The following is a 16,893-nucleotide window of genomic DNA, read 5'->3' as shown; positions in this document are numbered from 1 at the left end:
GCCGCGGGTCAGCAGGTCGGCAGGCCGGGCACCGGGGCGTCGTTCTCGCCGCCCTTGAGGTAGACGACGCTGACGTAGACCCCGGAGTTGCCGCTGTCGTCGTCCGTCTTCGCCCACCAGACGTTGGTCCACCTGCCGGAGGTCTCGCGGCGACCCAGATTCGCCTGGCAGTAGAAGTAGTTGGTGCCCGCGTTCAAGGTGCCGGCCCGCTGGAAGGAGCCGGTGTACGAGGCGGCGGCGCGCCAGACCTGGCAGTTGGTCTTGCCGCCGCCGATGGGCGCGCAGGAGCCGGGCCTTGGAGCGCCGCCGGAGCCCCCGGTGGCGCCGCCTCCCGGGGCGGTGCCACCGGAAGGGGGGCCGCTCGCACCGCCACCGCCCGGAGCGGCACCGCCGTTACCGCCCTTGCCGGCGTCGCCGCCACCGCCGGGCCCTGGCTTGCCGGATGCGGCGCCGCGCGGCGGCTCGCCCGAGGCCGAAGGCGAAGCGCTCCGCACCCCCTCGCCCTTCCCCGCCTCCTTCTGCGTCCCCTTACCGCCGGCCTTCCCGTCCCTGTCGCCTTCCGGCGTGCCCGACGCGCCGGCCCGCGCGGACCGCTCGCCGGGGGACGCGGCGGTCGGCCGCTCCGCGACGGTACGGCCGGAGTCCCGGCCCATCAGCGCGTACGTCACCCCGCCGCCCGCCACCAGGACCGCTGCCGCGGCGGCGGCCAGCACGGCGGTGCGGCGCCCGCGCCCGGCCGGACGTGCGGCGTCCACGGGCCGTACGGCGGCCGTCTCCCGGTCGCCGAGGCCACCCGACGGCACCGGCGCCCCGGCGGGCACGGGCGGCCCCGCGGGTGCCGCCGGACCGGCGGGCGCCGCCGGTGGCGGAGGCGGCGACCCCGCCAGCACGTCCGGTGCGGTGGGCGACCACGACGGCCCGGGCGCCGCCCCCGCCGGGCCGCGCCCCTCGGCCACCGCCGTCAGCAGCGCCCGCGCCTCGGCGGCGCTGGGCCGGGCGGCCGGGTCCTTGGCCATCAGCGCGTGCAGGACGGGCGTCAGCGGCCCGGCCCGTACCGGCTCGGGCAGCGGTTCGGAGACGATCGCCGTCAGGGTCGACCAGACCGAGGTACGGCGGAACGGCGCGCCGCCGCCCTCCACGGCCGCGTACAGCGTCATGCCCAGCGACCAGATGTCCGAGGCGGGCGAGGGCGGCTGCCCCTGGGCGCGCTCCGGCGGCAGGTAGTCGAGGGAACCCACCAGCTCGCCGCTGCGGGTGAGGTGAGTGGACGCGCCGTCGTCCGGCGCCTCGATGCTGGCGATGCCGAAGTCGGTGAGCACCACCCGGCCGTCCCAGGAGCCCGCACCGCCGGGGCGGTGCTCCCAGCCCTCCAGCAGCACGTTGCCCGGCTTGACGTCCCGGTGCAGCACACCCGCCTGGTGGGCCGCGGCCAGCGCGTCCATCACCTTGGCGCCGACCGCGGCGATCTCGCGCGGGTCCATCGCGCCGTGCCGGTCGAGCGCGTCGTCCAGCGACGGCCCTTCGACCAGCTCCATGACGATGACCGGCCGCCCGTCCTCGTCGAGCACGTCGTGCACGGTGACCACGCCGGAGTGCCGGACGCGGGCCGCGGCCCGCGCCTCGCGCTGCATCCGGGTCCGCAGGTCGGCCAGCTCCGGCGCGGACGCGTCGGTGTAGGCGCGCAGCACCTTGACGGCGACCTCCCGGCCCAGCACCTCGTCCACCGCCCGGCACACGACGCCCATGCCGCCGCGCCCGATCCGGCCGGTCACCCGGTAGCGCCCGCCGAGCAGCCGCCCGGCCAGCTCCCCGCCCGCCGCGCCTCCTGCGCCGCCACCGCTGTTGCCGTTGCCTGCCACGCCGTCCGGCCCGTCCACGCCATCCACGCCGCTCGCCCCGTTCGCCCCACTCGTCCCCTGTCAGGTCGGCAACAGCCTAGAGGGCCCGGGAGCGCCCCATCCCCCCTCAGACCGTGGGCACGAAGGCATCGAGACACGACTGTTGTGCGGCGGCCGCGGCGCCCACCACCCCGGCGTCCGTGCCCATTTGGGCCGGTACGACCTCGATGTCGCGGACGAAGGAGAGCGTGGCGTAGTCGCGCAGCGCGCGGCGCAGGGGCGCGAAGAGGATCTCGCCGGCGCCTGCCACGCCGCCGCCGACGACCGCGATCTCGATCTCGACGAGCGCGGCGGTGGCCGCGATGCCGGCGGCCAGGGCCTGGGCGGCCCGCTCGAACGAGTGACGGGCCACCGGGTCCCCCGCGCGGGCCGCCGCGGCCACCGCGGCGGCGCTGGCGTCCCCGTCGGGCCCCGGCCGCCAGCCGCGTTCCAGGGCCCGGCGGGCGATGTTGGGGCCGCTGGCGATGCGTTCGACGCAGCCGCGGGCGCCGCACGGGCAGGGGTCGCCGTCGAGGTCCACGCTGATGTGACCGATGTGGCCGGCGTTGCCGGTGGGGCCCGGGTGCAGCCGGCCGTCGAGGACCAGGCCGCCGCCGACGCCGGTGGAGACCACCATGCACAGGGCGTTCGCACGGCCGCGCGCCGCGCCCTGCCAGTGTTCGGCCGCGGTCATCGCCGCGCCGTCGCCCACCAGGACGACCGGGCGCCGGCCGGTCAGCGCCCGTACCTCGGCGACGACGGGGAAGTCCCGCCAGCCGGGGATGTTGACCGGGCTGACCGTGCCGTGCCGGGCGTCCACCGGACCCGCGCTGCCGATGCCGACGGCCGCCACCCGGTCCCACTCGGGGCGCGCGGCCAGCTCCGCCACGACCTCGGCCAGGGCCCCGAGGACGGTGGCGCCGTCCTGGTCGGCGGGGGTGGGCCGGGTGGCCCTGGCGAGCAGCCTGCCGCGGTCGTCCACCAGCGCACCGGCGATCTTGGTGCCGCCGATGTCCAGTGCTGCGCTGAGGTTCGTCTGCATCGGTGTCGAATCTCCTGGTGGGCGCCTGGGCCGGGGTGCGTGGGCCCGGCAGGGGAACGCCAGTCTCATGTCATTTGACAACGTTGTCCAGAGGCTATGCTCGGTGCCGTACCGCGCACCGCCGGACGGCCCCGGCCGGTCGGCCACGCACTCCGGCCGCTCGGGCACCGCCGCCTCCATCATCCGCGTACCGGCCGGGGAACCGCCACACCCGCCCCGTCCGTCTCACCTCCCACAGCCGAACACGCCACCCGGAGCGACCGGGCCCGGCGACCCACGCCCACCGCAGCCGACAGAACGAGGACCGCGCACCGTGACCGACACCGCCCGGGGCACCTCCCGCCGCTACGGCAGCCGGCCCACGATGAAGGACGTCGCGGCCCGGGCCGGCGTCGGCCTCAAGACGGTTTCCCGGGTGGTCAACGGCGAACCCGGCGTCACGCCGGACACCGAGCGCCGCGTCCGGGACGCCATCACCGCCCTCGGCTTCCGGCGCAACGACTCGGCCCGCATCCTGCGCAAGGGCCGCACGGCCAGCATCGGCCTGGTCCTCGAAGACCTCGCCGACCCCTTCTACGGCCCGCTCAGCCGCGCCGTCGAGGAGATCGCCAGGGACCACGGCGCGCTGCTCATCAACGGGTCCAGCGCCGAGGACCCGGCGCGCGAGCAGGAGCTGGTGCTCGCCCTGTGCGCGCGGCGGGTGGACGGGCTGGTGATCATCCCGGCCGCCGACGACCACCGCTACCTGGAACCGGAGATCGCGGCCGGCGTCGCCACCGTCTTCGTGGACCGCCCGGCGGGCCGGATCGAGGCGGACGCGGTGCTGTCCGACAGCTTCGGCGGCGCGCGCGACGCGGTGGCCCACCTCATCGCGCACGGCCACCGCAGCATCGGCTTCATCGGCGACCAGCCCCGCATCCACACCGCCGTGGAGCGGCTGCGCGGCTACCGCGCCGCGATGGCCGGGGCGGGCCTGCCCGTCGACGAGGCATGGGTGTCCCTCGGGTCGACCGCCCCGGACCGCGTACGCTTCGCGGCCACCGCCATGCTGGACGGGCCGCGGCCGGTCACCGCGCTGTTCGCGGGCAACAACCGGGTCACCGTCACAGCGGTGCGGGTGCTCGCCGAACGGCCGCGCCCGGTCGCCCTCGTGGGCTTCGACGACTTCGAGCTGGCCGACCTGGTCTCCCCCGCGATCACCGTCGTCGCGCAGGACGCGGCGCGCCTCGGCCGTACCGCCGCCACGATGCTCTTCCGCCGCCTCGACGGCACCGAGGAGCCCCCGCAGCGCCAGGAGATCCCCACCCGTCTGATCCCGCGCGGCTCGGGCGAACTGCCGCCGCCCGCGGGCGGCTGACCGCCGCGCCGCGGGCGCCTGCGTCAGACGGCGGGCCGGCCCGCCAGGGCGTCGAGGTCGGCGCGGGTGAGCCCGGTCAGGCGGGCGACCTCGGCGGTGTCGACGGCGCCGCAGTCCAGGCCGCGCAGCAGGTAGCCGCTGAGGGCCTTGGCGGTCGCGGGCTCGTCCAGCACGTCGCCGCCGGCCTTGGCCACGTACGCGGCCAGCCGGGCTGCGGCCTGCTCCAGGCCCTCGCGGTAGAAGGCGTAGACGGCGGCGTAGCGGGTGGGCAGGTGGGCGGGGTGCATGTCCCAGCCCTGGTAGTACGCGCGGGCCAGCGAGCGGCGGACGAGGCCGTAGTGCAGCCGCCAGGCGTCGTGGACCCGGGTGGTCGCGCCGACCGGCAGGACGTTGGTCGAGCCGTCCGACAGGCGTACGCCGGTGCCCGCCGCGGCGACCTGCATCACGGCCTTGGCGTGGTCGGCCGCCGGGTGGTCGGGCGACTGGTGTGCGGCGCTGACGCCGCAGGAGGCGCTGTAGTCGAAGGTGCCGTAGTGCAGGGAGGTGGCGCGGCCCCCGGCGGCCTCGATCATGCGGGCGACGGTGGCGCGGCCGTCGGCGCCCAGGATGGACTGGGTGGTCTCGATCTGGATCTCGAACCCGATGCGCCCGGCCGGCAGCCCGTGCGTCTTCTCGAACGCCTCCAGCAGTCGCGCCATCGCGGTGACCTGCTCGGCGTAGGTGACCTTGGGCAGGGTCAGCACCAGGCCGTCCGGGAGGCCGCCGGCCGCTATCAGGCCGGTCAGGAAGATGTCCAGGGTGCGGATGCCGCGGTCGCGGACGGCGGCCTCCATGCACTTCATGCGGATGCCCGTGTACGGCGCGGCGGTGCCGTCCCGGTGGGCGGCGGCGACGAGGGCGGCGGCGCGGGCGGCCGCGGCGTCCTCCTCGGCGTCCGGGCGCGGGCCGTAGCCGTCCTCGAAGTCGATGCGCAGGTCCTCGACGGGCTCGCGCTCCAGCTTGGCCCGCACCCGCTCGTACACCGGCCCGGCCAGTTCGCCGGGAAGGCCCAGGACGCCGGCGAACGCCTCCGCGTCCGGGGCGTGTTCGTCGAGCGCGTCGAGGGCGGCGTCGCCCCATTCACGGAGGGTGCCGGCAGTGAACACGTCGCCGGGGACGTAGACCGTGTGGACCGGCTGCCGGGTGCCGGGGTCGCCCGGGTAGCGCCGCGCGAGGTCCGCGTCGACCTCGGCCAGAGCGGTCCCGATCTCCTCGCGTACGGTGTGCGCGAGGCTTGTCGCCACCGTCTCGTGCTGCCCCATCCGGCACCCTCCCAGTGATCGCGCCCACCTCGTGAGCGCTTGCGCCTTTTCCGCTGTACGGAATCAACAATCCGTAGAGCGAAGCTATCCGGGCCGAGATCGCAGGTCAACACCCTCCAGGCACCGGGCCGTCGGGTGCGGCCCATGGGGAGCGTTCCCCACGGCGCGCGCCGCGCGCCCGCGCGCCGGACACCCCGTTTCATCCCTTTCGGTGCTTCCTCCCCGGTACGGCGGCGGGCCCCGGCCGCCCGTGCGTAGCATCACCGGCGCGATGCGGACGGCCGGGCGGCCGGGCGGCCGCACGAGGCGCAGGGGGCCGGATGCCGGAGGACTTCGGGGACGCACTGCGGCGGCTGCGGCGGGAGAAGGAGGTCTCGCTCCGGAGCCTGGCGGAGCTGGTGCACTACAGCAAGGGCTACCTCAGCAAGATCGAGAACGGCGAGAAGCCGCCGACCGCCGACGTCGCCCGCCGCTGCGACGCGGCACTGACCGGGAACGGCGCCCTCGCCCGGCTGCTGGCCGCCCGCGTCCCCGGCGACCGCTGCCCGTACCCGGGGCTGGCCAGCTACACGGCCGAGGACGCCCCCTGGTTCTTCGGCCGCGAGCGCGCCACCGCCGCACTGGTCGGCCGCCTCGCCGAACGCGTGGACGCGGCCGAGCCGCTGATCGTCGCGGCCCCGTCCGGCGCCGGCAAGTCCTCCCTCCTCAGGGCCGGGCTGCTGCCCGCCCTGCGCTCCGGCGCCCTCCCCGGATCCCGGCACTGGCCGGCCCGCGTGCTGACGCCCGGACCGCACCCCCTCGCCGAACTCGCCGGAACGCTGGCCGGGCTGGCGGAGACCCCGCCGGACCCGGCGGCGCCGAGCGCGCGCACCACCGCCGGGGAACTGGCCGAGGCGCCCGGCCGGTTCGCGGACGCCGTCCGCGCCGCCCTCGGCCCCGGCAGGCGCCTGGTCCTCGTCGTCGACCAGTTCGAGGAGGTCTTCACCGCCTGCGAGGACTCCCGCGAGCGGCGCGCGTTCGTCACGGCGCTGTGCGCGGCCGCCCGGCACGCCCCGTGCGCGGTGGTCCTCGGCGTACGCGCCGACTTCTACGGCCAGTGCATGGACCACCCCGCCCTCGTACGGGCCCTGTCCTCCGGCGTGTTCGCGCTGCGGCCGATGTCCGTACCGGAAGTGCGCGCGGCGATCACCCGGCCGGCGCGGGAGGCGGCCCTCGAACTGGAAGCGGGCCTGGAGGAACTGCTCCTGGCGGACCTGGGCATCGGCGAGGACGACGAACCGGCCGCCGGCGCCCTGCCCCTGCTGGCCCACGCCCTGCTCGCCACCTGGCAGCAGCGCACCGGCCGCACCCTCACCGTCGCCGGCTACCGGCTGACCGGCGGCCTGCACGGCGCCGTCGCCACCACCGCCGAACGGGTGTACGCCGGACTGGACTCCGCCGAGCGGCACACGGCGCGGCAGGTGCTGCTGCGGCTCGTCCAGGTCGGCGAGATCGCGGGCGAGACGCGCCGCCGCGTGCCGCACGACCGGCTCCTGGACCATCTGCCGGAGCCGGAGAAGACCGCCGCCGTCATCGACGTCTTCGTCCGCGCCCGGCTGCTGACCCTCGACGCGGACACGGTGGAGATCGCCCACGAGGCGCTGCTGCGGGCCTGGCCGCGGCTGCGCGGCTGGATCCGCGCCGACCGGGCCGGGCTCGTCGTCCACCAGCGGCTCTCGGAGGCGGCGGGCGCATGGAAGCGGGAGGGCCGGGACGCGGCGGCGCTGTACCGGGGGACGCGGCTGGCGGTGGCCCGCGAATGGGCCGGGCAGCAGGGGGAGAGCGCCGGGCTCAGCCCGCTGGAGGCGGAGTTCCTGCACGCCTCGCAGGCGGGCGAGGAGGCCGCTGCCCGGGCCGGACGCCGCCGGGTGCGCCGCCGCCGCAGGCTCGCCGGGACCCTTGCCGTGCTGCTCGTCCTCGCCGTGTGCGCGGGGGCGCTGGCGCTCCAGCAGTGGCGCACTGCGGAGGCCGGACGCCGGGACGCGTACGCCGGTGAACTGGCCGCCCGCTCCGCCCAGGTGGCCACCGGCCAGCCCGAGGCGGCCATACTGCTCGCCGCCGAGGCGTACCGCCTGAACCCCTCCCCCGCCTCCCGCAGCGCGCTGCTCAGCACCCAGGCCAGGCCGTTCGCCGGGCGCCTGACAGGCCATCAAGGGCCGGTCAACGGAGCCGCGTTCAGCCCCGACGGGCGCGTCCTGGCCGGCGGCGGTTCGGACGGCACGGTCCGGCTGTGGGACCCCGCCACCCGCCGCCCGCTGGGCCCGGCCCTCAAGGCGGGCACGGCGCGCGTCCGCGGTGTCGCCTACAGCCCGGACGGCCGGCTGCTGGCGGCCGGTGACGCGGACGGCGTGGCCCGCCTGTGGGCCACCGGCCGCCGCGCCCCGGCCACCGTCGTACCCGGCGACGGGCCGGGCGGCGAGGTGGCCTTCGCGCTGGGCGGCTCCGGCGGGCAGGACGGCGCGAACCCCCCTGCCGGCACCGCCCGGCACGCCGTCCTCGCCGTCACCGGCCCCGGCGGCAGCGTGTGCCTGTGGGACGTGCCCCGGATGCGGCCGATCGCCCGCCTGCCGGGGCGCGGGGGCGCCGCTACCGGCAAGGTGGCGTTCAGTCCCGACGGGCGGCTGCTGGCCCGCGGGGACGGCAACGGCCGGCTGCGCGTGTGGCGGCTGCCGCCCGGCCTGACCGCGCCCGGCCCCGGCACCGCGCCCGGCATCACCACCGGCCCCGCCTCTCCCACCGTCCGCGCCGACCGCACCGGACACGGCAACGGCGCGGTGGCGGTGGCGTTCAGCCCCGACAGCACGACGCTGGCCGTCGGCGGCACGGACCGCACCGTCACGCTCTACGACACCCGCCGGATGGCCGTCACCGGCCGGCTCGGCGGCCACAACGACGACATCAACGCACTGGCGTTCAGCCCCGACGGCAACACCCTCGCGTCCGCGTCGGGCGACGGCTCCGCGCGCCTGTGGGAGGTCGCCACCCGCCGCCCCGTCGCCTCCTTCACCGGGCACAGCGACTACGTGCTCGCCGTCGCCTTCTCCCCCGACGGCCGCACCCTCGCCACCGGCAGCTTCGACCGGACGCTCGCCCTGTGGGACCCGGCCGGCGCCGCCCTGACCGCCCGGCCGGTCTCGGGCCGGTCCGCCGTCGCCTTCGCGCCCGGCGGCCGGCGCCTGGCCACCGCGGGCGCCGACGGCTCGGTGCACCGCTGGGACGTGCCCTCCCGTACGCAGCTGGGCCCGCCCCTGTGGAGCCACCGCGGCCCGGTGCGGGGACTGGCCTACAGTCGGGACGGGCGGACGTTCGCCACCGCGGGCGCCGACGGGACGGTACGGCTGTGGGACGCGGCGAGCGGTGCCCGCCGGGGCGTGCTGAAAGGCCCGCAGGGCTCGGTGTTCGCGGTCGCCTTCGCCCCGCGCGGGCGGCTGCTGGCGGGGGCGAGCGAGGACGGCACGGTACGGCTGTGGGACGTCGCCCGGCGCCGGTCCGCCGTCCTGAACGGGCACGACGACTTCGTCAACGCCGTGGCGTTCAGCCCGGACGGGCGGCTGCTGGCCAGCGCGAGCGACGACCGTACGGTACGGCTGTGGGACGTCGCCACGCACCGCCCGGTCGCCGTGCTGCGCGGGCACACGGGCGCGGTGTGGGCGGTGGCGTTCAGCCCGGACGGACGCACGCTCGCCTCGGCGGGCAACGACCGGACGGTGCGCCTGTGGGACACCCGCGGGCTGCGGGCCGCCGGCGTGCTCCGCGGCCACACGGGCTCGGTGCGCGGCATCGCCTTCCGGCCCAGCGGGCGGCAGTTGGCGACGGTCGGCTTCGACCACACCGTACGGATCTGGGACACGGCCGCCCGCGCGCCGGTCGCCACACTGACCGGGCACACCGACGCGGTGTGGGCGGTGGCCTACGCCCCGGACGGCAGGACGCTGGCGAGCACCGGCGCGGACGGCGCGGTGCGCCTGTGGGACCTGGACGCGGGCCGGGTGGCCGGACGCATCTGCCCGCTGCTGGGCAGGACCGGGCCCGCGCGCTGGCGGGAGGTGCTGCCCGACGTTCCGTACGACCCGCTCTGCGGCCGCTGACGCACGGCGGCACCAAGGGCCCGGCTGCGCTGCGGAAATAACCCATGGCGCTGCCGGCCGCGCCGGGTGACACTCTCCCGCATGACATGGACTGCACCACAGGTTGACCGCCGCACCGAGCCCTACGTGGCGGACGAACGCACGATGCTGCAAGGCTGGCTGGACCTGCACCGCGACACCCTGCTGGCCAAGTGCGCGGGCCTCACCCCGGAACAGCTCGTCCAGGCGAGCGCCGCACCGTCGAACCTGACGCTCCTCGGCCTCGTCCAGCACATGGCCGAAGTGGAGCGCGTCTGGTTCCGGCACCGGGTGGCGGGCCAGAAGGTGGCGCCGCTGCACTACACCGAGGAGCAGCCGGACGCGGACTTCGAGGTCCTGGACACCGCCACCGCCGAAACCCGGTTCGCCGAACTGCGCGCCGAGATCGCCGCCGCCGACCAGGCCGTGGCCCACCGGAGCCTGGACGACACCTTCGAGACGGCGGACGGCCGGACGATCAGCCTGCGGTGGGTGTACGTCCACATGATCGAGGAGTACGCGCGGCACAACGGCCATGCCGACCTGCTGCGCGAGCGGATCGACGGCGTCACCGGGGAGTGACGTCCTGCTCGGAACCCCTCCCCGACCAGTGCCATTCGGCAGCGGCGGGAGGGCGGAAGTCCCGTCCGCCCGGGACCATGTGCCCGCCGCCCGCCGCCTCCGCCGGGGCACGTCGAAAGGCGTCGGGAAGACGGCTTCCAGCGAAAGGGACGCGCCATGCGGCTGATCAATTACCAGGTGCTGCGGGACCTCGTACAGGAACACCAGCGGATTACCCGTGCCGGTCACGGGCCGGACGGCGGCCCGGAACCCGTACGCCTCGGCGACGTGTCCTACACCCTGGGCGTCTACACCGGCCACCGGGACCCCGCCGCCGCGCTCCGCGAGGCGCGGCGGCTGCTGCGGGCGCACGACGCCGAATACCGCAGGGCGGCCTGACGCGAGAGAAACGGCGTGTGTCCCGCCTTCTGCCGGAAACGGCGGGAGGCGGGACACACCCGTCACGGGGGCCGGGTCAGTTTTCTTCCAGCATTCCCGCACGGAGGCTCGCCAGGATGCGGGTCAAGAGCCGGGACACCTGCATCTGGGAGAGCCCGAGCGCCGTTGCGATCTGCGTCTGGGTCATTTCCTCGCCGAACCGCAGGTGCAGAATCCGCCGGTCCCGCTCCTCCAGACCCTCCAGCAGCGGTTTGAGCGCCTGCACGTTCTCCGCCTTCTCCAGGCCGGGGTCCTCGTGCCCGAGGCGTGCGGCCACCGCGCCGCCCGACGGCCGGGCCTCGTCCTCCTCCGCCGGGGCGTCCAGGGAATCGGCGGAGTACCCGTTGCACGCGTACAGCCCCTCGACGACCTCTTCCCGGTCCAGTTCCAGGTACTGGGCCAGTTCGGAAGGGGTGGGCGCGCGGTTCAGGTCGTGGGCGAGCCGCTCCCCCGCCCTGGCCAGGTCGATACGGAGTTCCTGGAGCCGGCGCGGTACGTGTACCGCCCAGCTGGTGTCCCGGAAGAACCGCTTGATCTCCCCCACGACGTACGGGATGGCGAAGGCGCTGAACCGCACGCCGCGGGCGGGCTCGAACCGGTCGATCGCCTTGATCAGCCCGACGGTGCCGACCTGGACCATGTCCTCCATGTCGGCGGCCCGGCCGCGGAACCTGCGGGCCGCGTAGTGGACCAGGGACAGGTTCATCTCGACCAGGCAGGTGCGCGTGTACTGATGCTCCGGGCCGCCTTCCGGCAAGGCGGCCAGCCGCTCGAAGAGGACCGGCGTCAGCTCGCGGGCGTCCTGGGGCGTGATCGCACGCACGTCCGCAGGCCGCGGCAGCCCGGCGGGCACGGTGCCGGGCAGGGCGTCCGCCGGCGCGTCGGTGACGGATTCGGTCTGGGGCATGGTGCGGGCCTTTCCTTCGGGATCCGGCACCCTCGGTCATGCCCGCCGGAATCCGCGGAACCCGGGGCTTACGTCCCCGCCCGAAGGCCAGTAGGCCCCGTCTCGCATACGGCCAAGGGCCCGTACGCGGTGCGTACGGGCCCTTGGCGCGTCACTCGTGCGGCACGGGCGGGCCGTGCCCGGCGGGTCAGCCCTTGCGGGTCTTGACCTCGTCGGTGAGGGCCGGGACGACCTCGAACAGGTCGCCGACCACGCCGTAGTCGACCAGGTCGAAGATCGGCGCCTCGGCGTCCTTGTTGATGGCGACGATGGTCTTCGAGGTCTGCATGCCGGCGCGGTGCTGGATCGCGCCGGAGATGCCGGCCGCGATGTACAGCTGCGGCGAGACGGACTTGCCGGTCTGGCCGACCTGGTTGGTGTGCGGGTACCAGCCGGCGTCCACCGCGGCGCGCGAGGCGCCGACGGCCGCGCCGAGCGAGTCGGCGAGCGCCTCGATGACCGGGAAGTTCTCGGCGCCGTTGACGCCGCGGCCACCGGAGACCACGATCGCGGCCTCGGTCAGGTCCGGGCGGCCGGTGGACTCGCGCGGGGTGCGCGAGACGACCTTGGTGCCCTTGGAGGCGTCGGCCACGGTCACCGCGAGCTGCTCGACCGTACCGGCGGCCGGCGCGGCCTCCGGCGCGGCGGAGTTGGGCTTGACGGTGATGACCGGGGTGCCCTTGGTGATGCGGGACTTGGTGGTGTACGAGGCCGCGAAGACGGACTGGGTGGCCACCGGGCCCTCGTCGCCGGCCTCCAGGTCGACGGCGTCGGTGATGATGCCGGAGCCGATGCGGACCGCGAGGCGGGCGCCGATCTCCTTGCCCTCCGTGGAGGACGGCAGCAGGACGGCGGCCGGGGAGACGGCCTCGTACGCGGCCTGGAGCGCGTCGACCTTCGGCGCGACCAGGTAGTCGGCGAACTCCGGCGCGTCGGCGGCCAGGACCTTCACCGCGCCGTGCTCGGCGAGCGTGGCGGCGGCGGTGTCGGCGCCGGGGCCGAGGTGGACGGCGACCGGCTCGCCGATGCGGCGGGCGAGGGCGAGCAGTTCGAGGGTGGGCTTGCGGACGGCGCCGTCCACGTGGTCGACGTAGACAAGGACTTCAGCCATGGGATTGCTCTCCTGCGGGAAAAATGAGGGCGGTTGGGCGGACGGGGGTTCCGGGGCTCAGATGAACTTCTGGCCCGCGAGGAACTCGGCGAGCTGCTTGCCGCCCTCGCCCTCGTCCTTGACGATCGTGCCCGCGGTGCGGGCCGGGCGCTCGGCCGCTTCCTCGACCTTGGTCCAGGCGCCCTCCAGGCCGACCTCGTCCGCCTCGATGTCCAGGTCCTCCAGGTCCAGGGACTCCACCGGCTTCTTCTTGGCGGCCATGATGCCCTTGAAGGAGGGGTAACGGGCCTCGCCGGACTGGTCGGTGACCGACACGACGGCCGGCAGCGACGCCTCCAGGTGCTCGGTGGCAGTGTCGCCGTCCCGGCGGCCCTTGACGACGCCGTCCTCGACGGAGACCTCGGACAGCTGGGTCACCTGCGGTACGCCCAGGCGCTCGGCGAGCAGCGCGGGGAGCACGCCCATGGTGCCGTCGGTGGAGGCCATGCCGCAGACGACCAGGTCGTAGCCGGTCTTCTCGATGGCCTTGGCGAGCACGAGGGAGGTGCCGAGCGCGTCGGTGCCGTGCAGGTCGTCGTCCTCGACGTGTACGCCCTGGTCGGCGCCCATCGACAGGGCCTTGCGCAGCGCGTCGCTCGCGTCCTCGGGGCCGACGGTCAGGACCGTGATCTCCGCGTCGTCGGCAGCTTCCTTGATCTGAAGGGCCTGCTCGACCGCGTACTCGTCGAGCTCCGAGAGCAGGCCGTCCACGTCGTCGCGGTCGACGGTCAGGTCCTCGGCGAAGTGCCGGTCGCCGGTGGCGTCGGGCACGTACTTCACACAGACAACGATCCTCAGGCTCACGCCGGCTCTCCTACCTGCTTCGAATCTTCAGAACTGCCTTGTGCTGGCAGCATAGGCGCCTGTTGGGGCGGCTTTTCGATCGGATACGTTCCCCGCGCCGACCGAAATATTACCCGCCAGTACATCCACCCCATTCCCCGGAAGCAAGGCCGTTGAACTGTGACGTTGCCAACGGATACGAGAGAGGCCGAAGTGCCGGCGGCACGGAACCGACGGCCCGCGCGAAGCGTTGGGAACGGCCGGGCCGCGCCGCCGGATACTCAGTCGCGCAGCGCGTTGAAGCGGCCCTGGTGGTAGAGGAGCGGCCGGCTCTGCCCGGCCGGGCCCGGATGCACCTCCGGGTCGCCCTCGACGACCCGGCCGAGCACGATGCGGTGGTCCCCGGCGGGCACCCGGGCCACCACCTCGCAGACCAGCCAGGCCAACACGCCGTCCAGCACCGGTACGCCGTACGGACCGGAGCGCCAGGAGGTCGGAGCGGCGAACCGGTCGGCGCCGCTCCGCGCGAAGGTGGCGGCCAGCTCCTGCTGGTGCTCGCCGAGTATGTGGACGCCGATGTGGCCGGCCTCGGAGACCGCGGGCCAGCTGGAGGCGCCGGTGCTGATGCCGAAGGAGAGCAGCGGCGGATCGGCGGCCACCGAGGTCAGGGAGGTGGCGGTGAAACCGGCGGGCCGGGTTCCGGGCGCGGTGATCACCGCGACGCCGGCGGCGTGCTGCCGGAAGACGGAGCGCAGGAGGTCGGGGGCGGCGGAGCGGGAGGTGCCGAGGCCGGTCGGTGCCGTCATGGAGTTGTCCTTCTGCCGTGGTGTGCGGGCCGGAGCGGCGCCGTTGCCGGAGCCGCTGGAGTCGTCGCTGCTCACGCGCCCGGACAGCGCGCGCCGGCGGTGCGCAGAAGGTCCACGTACACGCGTCCGCAAAGAAGGAAGCCTGACCGCATGACGTCACCCTGACGACGCGTGAGCCGGGCAGTCAAGCGGCGCCGGGTTTCTGGGAGATCAATCACGGACGGCGTCCCCCAGAGCGGCGATGACGCCGGCCTTGCGCGGCTGACCGGCCGCGCGGCGCACCACCGCGCCGTCGGCGTCGAGCACCAGGACGGTGGGCGTGCGCCGGATCGCCAGCGTCCGCACCAGGCCGAGATGCGCCTCGGCGTCGATCTCGACGTGGGCGACCCCGTCGACCATGCCCGCCACCTCGGCCAGGGTGCGCCGGGTGGCCCGGCAGGGCTGGCAGAAGGCGCTGGAGAACTGGACCAGCGTGGCCCGCCTCCCCAGTTCGGCGCCCACTTCCGCGGCGCCCAGCCGCGTCCCCACGTCCCGCCCTCGCACCGTCAGCCTCCCGTCGCGGCAGGTGCGCAGCACGGTGCGCACCGAAGTCCAGTCGTCGACGGGTGCAGCGTCCCCGGTCCTCCAATCATTCCCGGTGCGGCTCCGGAAGGGCGTACCCGGTTACGCTCCGGGACACGAGGTGTACCTTCTGCTGCGGGGGGCAACCGCACGAGGTGACCACCACGTGACGAGAATCTCCCGGCAGCGCGGGCCCGCACGGTAGCCGCCGCGGCGCTGATCGGGCACGATCTCCCGAAAGCCGCATACTTACGGCTGCGTAACTTCTTCGCCGGGAGTACCCTCCCCAGGCACAGAAAAGGGGTCCCCCGACATGGCAGAGCTCGTCTATCCGCCCGTCATCGGCGCCGCCCGCACGGTCTTCAAGGCGCTCGACCTCAAGTTCGACATCGCCGGGGCCGACCACATCCCCCGGCGCGGCGGCGCGGTCCTGGTGAGCAACCACATCGGATACCTGGACTTCGTCTTCTGCGGGCTGGCGGCCCGGCCCGCCAAGCGCCTGGTGCGCTTCATGGCCAAGGAATCGGTTTTCCGGCACAAGGTGTCCGGGCCGCTGATGCGCGCCATGAAGCACATCCCGGTGGACCGCGCGCAGGGCGTGCACGCCTACAAGCACGCGCTGAGCGCGCTGCGCGGCGGCGAGATCATCGGGGTCTTCCCGGAGGCGACGATCTCGGAGTCCTTCACGCTGAAGACCTTCAAGTCGGGCGCGGCCCGGCTGGCGCAGGAGGCCGGGGTGCCGCTGCTGCCGATGGCGCTGTGGGGCACCCAGCGCCTGTGGACCAAGGGCCACAAGCGGGACCTGGGCCGCAACCACTTCCCCATCACCATCCGGGTCGGCGAGCCGGTGGAGGCGTCGCCGGACGAGCAGGCCGAGAAGATCACCGACCGGCTGCGCTCCCGCGTACAGGACCTGCTGGAGGCGGCACAGCGCGCCTACCCCGTACGCCCCAAGGGCCCGGACGACACCTGGTGGGTACCGGCCCACCTCGGCGGCACGGCACCGGCGCCCGGCGCGACGGCCTGAGTCCGCGGGGGCTCGCGGCTCAGTCGAAGAGCCGCGGCTCCCCCACCTCGACGCGGGCGCCGGGGCAGGTCTTCTCCAGCGCCTCGGCGAGTTCGGCGGCCGCCGCGGTCAGCTCCGCGACGCTCATCGGCGCCATCCGCTCCAGCAGGAACAGCGCGTTCACCGAGGAGTCGGTCAGCCGCGTCCGCACGCCCTGGCGCCAGTTCCAGCGGCGGCAGGTCACGCCCTCGTCGTCGCACCAGACCACCTCGCCGGGCTCCGGGTGCTCGACGACCTGCTCGCCGCCGGCCGCGGTCGCGAAGGGCTCCGCGCCGGTGGCCCGCACCAGTCGCATGCCGCCCCGGATGTGGTCCAGGTCCTCGCCGCCGACCGGGATCAGGTGGGCCACGCTGATGGCGTTGTAGAGGTCGACGAGGCGGTTGATGCGGGGCAGCCCGCCGTCCGCCAGGGCGCGCTTGGCCAGGGCCTCGGCGGAGTTGCGGGTGCGGGACGGCTTGCTGCCGAAGGCGGTGTACGCGGCGCGCCAGGCGGCGATGTGCGGGTCGTCCTGCGGGGCGCGGCCGTCCAGCCGCTCCGCGAGCCGTCGGGCGGCCGCGTCCAGGAGGGCCGAACCGGCCTCGTCGCTGGGCCCGTTGGCCAGGCCGTACGCCTCGACGGCGACATAGCCGAAGCCGGGCGCCAGGGCGCGTACCTCGTCGGAGACGTGCAGGGGGAAAGTCATGGTGCGCGTGCCTCGGAATCGCGGGGGTGGATGAGTGGTGCGTGGGGCCGCCAGCATTGGAGCACAGCCGGGCATGGTTCAGCAAACAGCACCAGCCGGTTCACTGCATTGCACCATGTGCGCGTGCGGCGCACACAGCGGTGGGGGGGGGGGGGGGGCCCCGGGGGGCCCCGCCGGC

Annotated in this window: 14 protein-coding genes; 5 read left to right on the top strand and 9 right to left on the bottom strand. The window is 75.2% G+C overall.

Annotation, left to right across the window (positions count from 1 at the left end; translation table 11 throughout):
- Positions 1–8: 8 nt before the first annotated feature.
- Both ACH4OW_RS04890 and ACH4OW_RS04885 read right to left on the bottom strand, forming a co-directional pair.
- Positions 9–1,886, bottom strand: coding sequence for a serine/threonine-protein kinase (locus ACH4OW_RS04890; RefSeq protein ID WP_398024983.1), 1,878 nt, complete (start codon positions 1,884–1,886; stop codon positions 9–11).
- Positions 1,887–1,965: 79 nt separating this feature from the next.
- Positions 1,966–2,919, bottom strand: a complete 954-nt coding sequence (locus ACH4OW_RS04885; protein WP_360132744.1) for an ROK family protein — start codon at positions 2,917–2,919, stop codon at positions 1,966–1,968.
- Positions 2,920–3,232: 313 nt separating this feature from the next.
- Here ACH4OW_RS04885 and ACH4OW_RS04880 point away from each other — a divergent pair, with 313 nt between their 5' ends.
- A complete protein-coding gene (locus ACH4OW_RS04880; protein WP_398024981.1) occupies positions 3,233–4,276 on the top strand; it encodes a LacI family DNA-binding transcriptional regulator in 1,044 nt (347 codons plus the stop codon).
- Positions 4,277–4,299: 23 nt separating this feature from the next.
- Here the strand turns inward: ACH4OW_RS04880 and ACH4OW_RS04875 are convergent, their stop codons facing one another.
- On the bottom strand, positions 4,300–5,577 hold the full coding sequence (locus ACH4OW_RS04875; protein ID WP_398024980.1) for a DUF6986 family protein: 1,278 nt from the start codon (positions 5,575–5,577) through the stop codon (positions 4,300–4,302).
- A 320-nt stretch (positions 5,578–5,897) separates the two neighbouring features.
- On the opposite strand from ACH4OW_RS04875, the gene ACH4OW_RS04870 reads away from it, so the two are divergent.
- The 3 genes from ACH4OW_RS04870 (at position 5,898) to ACH4OW_RS04860 (ending at position 10,682) form a co-directional block, all read left to right on the top strand.
- The gene (locus ACH4OW_RS04870; RefSeq protein ID WP_398024978.1) at positions 5,898–9,704 is read left to right on the top strand and encodes a helix-turn-helix domain-containing protein; all 3,807 of its coding nucleotides are present in this window, start codon (positions 5,898–5,900) and stop codon (positions 9,702–9,704) included.
- Positions 9,705–9,785: 81 nt separating this feature from the next.
- Positions 9,786–10,304, top strand: a complete 519-nt coding sequence (locus ACH4OW_RS04865; protein ID WP_360132756.1) for a DinB family protein — start codon at positions 9,786–9,788, stop codon at positions 10,302–10,304.
- 156 nt (positions 10,305–10,460) lie between these two features.
- Positions 10,461–10,682, top strand: coding sequence for a DUF5133 domain-containing protein (locus tag ACH4OW_RS04860; RefSeq protein ID WP_398024976.1), 222 nt, complete (start codon positions 10,461–10,463; stop codon positions 10,680–10,682).
- A 76-nt stretch (positions 10,683–10,758) separates the two neighbouring features.
- Here the strand turns inward: ACH4OW_RS04860 and ACH4OW_RS04855 are convergent, their stop codons facing one another.
- The 5 genes from ACH4OW_RS04855 to ACH4OW_RS04835 form a co-directional block, all read right to left on the bottom strand.
- The gene (locus tag ACH4OW_RS04855; RefSeq protein WP_398024974.1) at positions 10,759–11,628 is read right to left on the bottom strand and encodes a SigB/SigF/SigG family RNA polymerase sigma factor; all 870 of its coding nucleotides are present in this window, start codon (positions 11,626–11,628) and stop codon (positions 10,759–10,761) included.
- Between the two features lie 187 nt (positions 11,629–11,815).
- On the bottom strand, positions 11,816–12,778 hold the full coding sequence (locus ACH4OW_RS04850) for an electron transfer flavoprotein subunit alpha/FixB family protein (protein WP_360132765.1): 963 nt from the start codon (positions 12,776–12,778) through the stop codon (positions 11,816–11,818).
- 57 nt (positions 12,779–12,835) lie between these two features.
- Positions 12,836–13,621 (bottom strand): electron transfer flavoprotein subunit beta/FixA family protein, encoded by a 786-nt coding sequence (locus ACH4OW_RS04845; RefSeq protein WP_360132768.1) that lies wholly within the window; start codon positions 13,619–13,621, stop codon positions 12,836–12,838.
- Between the two features lie 260 nt (positions 13,622–13,881).
- Positions 13,882–14,406 (bottom strand): flavin reductase family protein, encoded by a 525-nt coding sequence (locus ACH4OW_RS04840; RefSeq protein ID WP_398025237.1) that lies wholly within the window; start codon positions 14,404–14,406, stop codon positions 13,882–13,884.
- 210 nt (positions 14,407–14,616) lie between these two features.
- Entirely contained in the window at positions 14,617–14,982 is a 366-nt protein-coding gene (locus tag ACH4OW_RS04835; protein ID WP_398024971.1) for a thioredoxin family protein, read from the bottom strand.
- A gap of 298 nt (positions 14,983–15,280) precedes the next feature.
- On the opposite strand from ACH4OW_RS04835, the gene ACH4OW_RS04830 reads away from it, so the two are divergent.
- Positions 15,281–15,994, top strand: coding sequence for a lysophospholipid acyltransferase family protein (locus tag ACH4OW_RS04830; protein WP_398024969.1), 714 nt, complete (start codon positions 15,281–15,283; stop codon positions 15,992–15,994).
- Between the two features lie 19 nt (positions 15,995–16,013).
- Here ACH4OW_RS04830 and ACH4OW_RS04825 read toward each other — a convergent pair whose 3' ends face one another.
- On the bottom strand, positions 16,014–16,715 hold the full coding sequence (locus tag ACH4OW_RS04825; protein ID WP_398024966.1) for a B3/4 domain-containing protein: 702 nt from the start codon (positions 16,713–16,715) through the stop codon (positions 16,014–16,016).
- Positions 16,716–16,893 lie beyond the last annotated feature (178 nt).

The sequence above is a fragment of the Streptomyces sp. NPDC017056 genome, assembly GCF_044332485.1.
Lineage (GTDB): Bacteria > Actinomycetota > Actinomycetes > Streptomycetales > Streptomycetaceae > Streptomyces.
Note: the sequence above shows the minus strand (reverse complement) of the source record. Positions and strands in the feature narration are given on the sequence as shown.

Bases quoted from the DNA above. Each gene is read 5' to 3' on its own strand.
- ACH4OW_RS04885 (WP_360132744.1), bottom strand. From the start codon at position 2,919: ATGCAGACGAACCTCAGCGCAGCACTGGACATCGGCGGCACCAAGATC.
- ACH4OW_RS04875 (WP_398024980.1), bottom strand. From the start codon at position 5,577: ATGGGGCAGCACGAGACGGTGGCGACAAGCCTCGCGCACACCGTACGC.
- ACH4OW_RS04870 (WP_398024978.1), top strand. From the start codon at position 5,898: ATGCCGGAGGACTTCGGGGACGCACTGCGGCGGCTGCGGCGGGAGAAG.
- ACH4OW_RS04865 (WP_360132756.1), top strand. From the start codon at position 9,786: ATGACATGGACTGCACCACAGGTTGACCGCCGCACCGAGCCCTACGTG.
- ACH4OW_RS04860 (WP_398024976.1), top strand. From the start codon at position 10,461: ATGCGGCTGATCAATTACCAGGTGCTGCGGGACCTCGTACAGGAACAC.
- ACH4OW_RS04855 (WP_398024974.1), bottom strand. From the start codon at position 11,628: ATGCCCCAGACCGAATCCGTCACCGACGCGCCGGCGGACGCCCTGCCC.
- ACH4OW_RS04850 (WP_360132765.1), bottom strand. From the start codon at position 12,778: ATGGCTGAAGTCCTTGTCTACGTCGACCACGTGGACGGCGCCGTCCGC.
- ACH4OW_RS04840 (WP_398025237.1), bottom strand. From the start codon at position 14,406: ATGACGGCACCGACCGGCCTCGGCACCTCCCGCTCCGCCGCCCCCGAC.
- ACH4OW_RS04830 (WP_398024969.1), top strand. From the start codon at position 15,281: ATGGCAGAGCTCGTCTATCCGCCCGTCATCGGCGCCGCCCGCACGGTC.
- ACH4OW_RS04825 (WP_398024966.1), bottom strand. From the start codon at position 16,715: ATGACTTTCCCCCTGCACGTCTCCGACGAGGTACGCGCCCTGGCGCCC.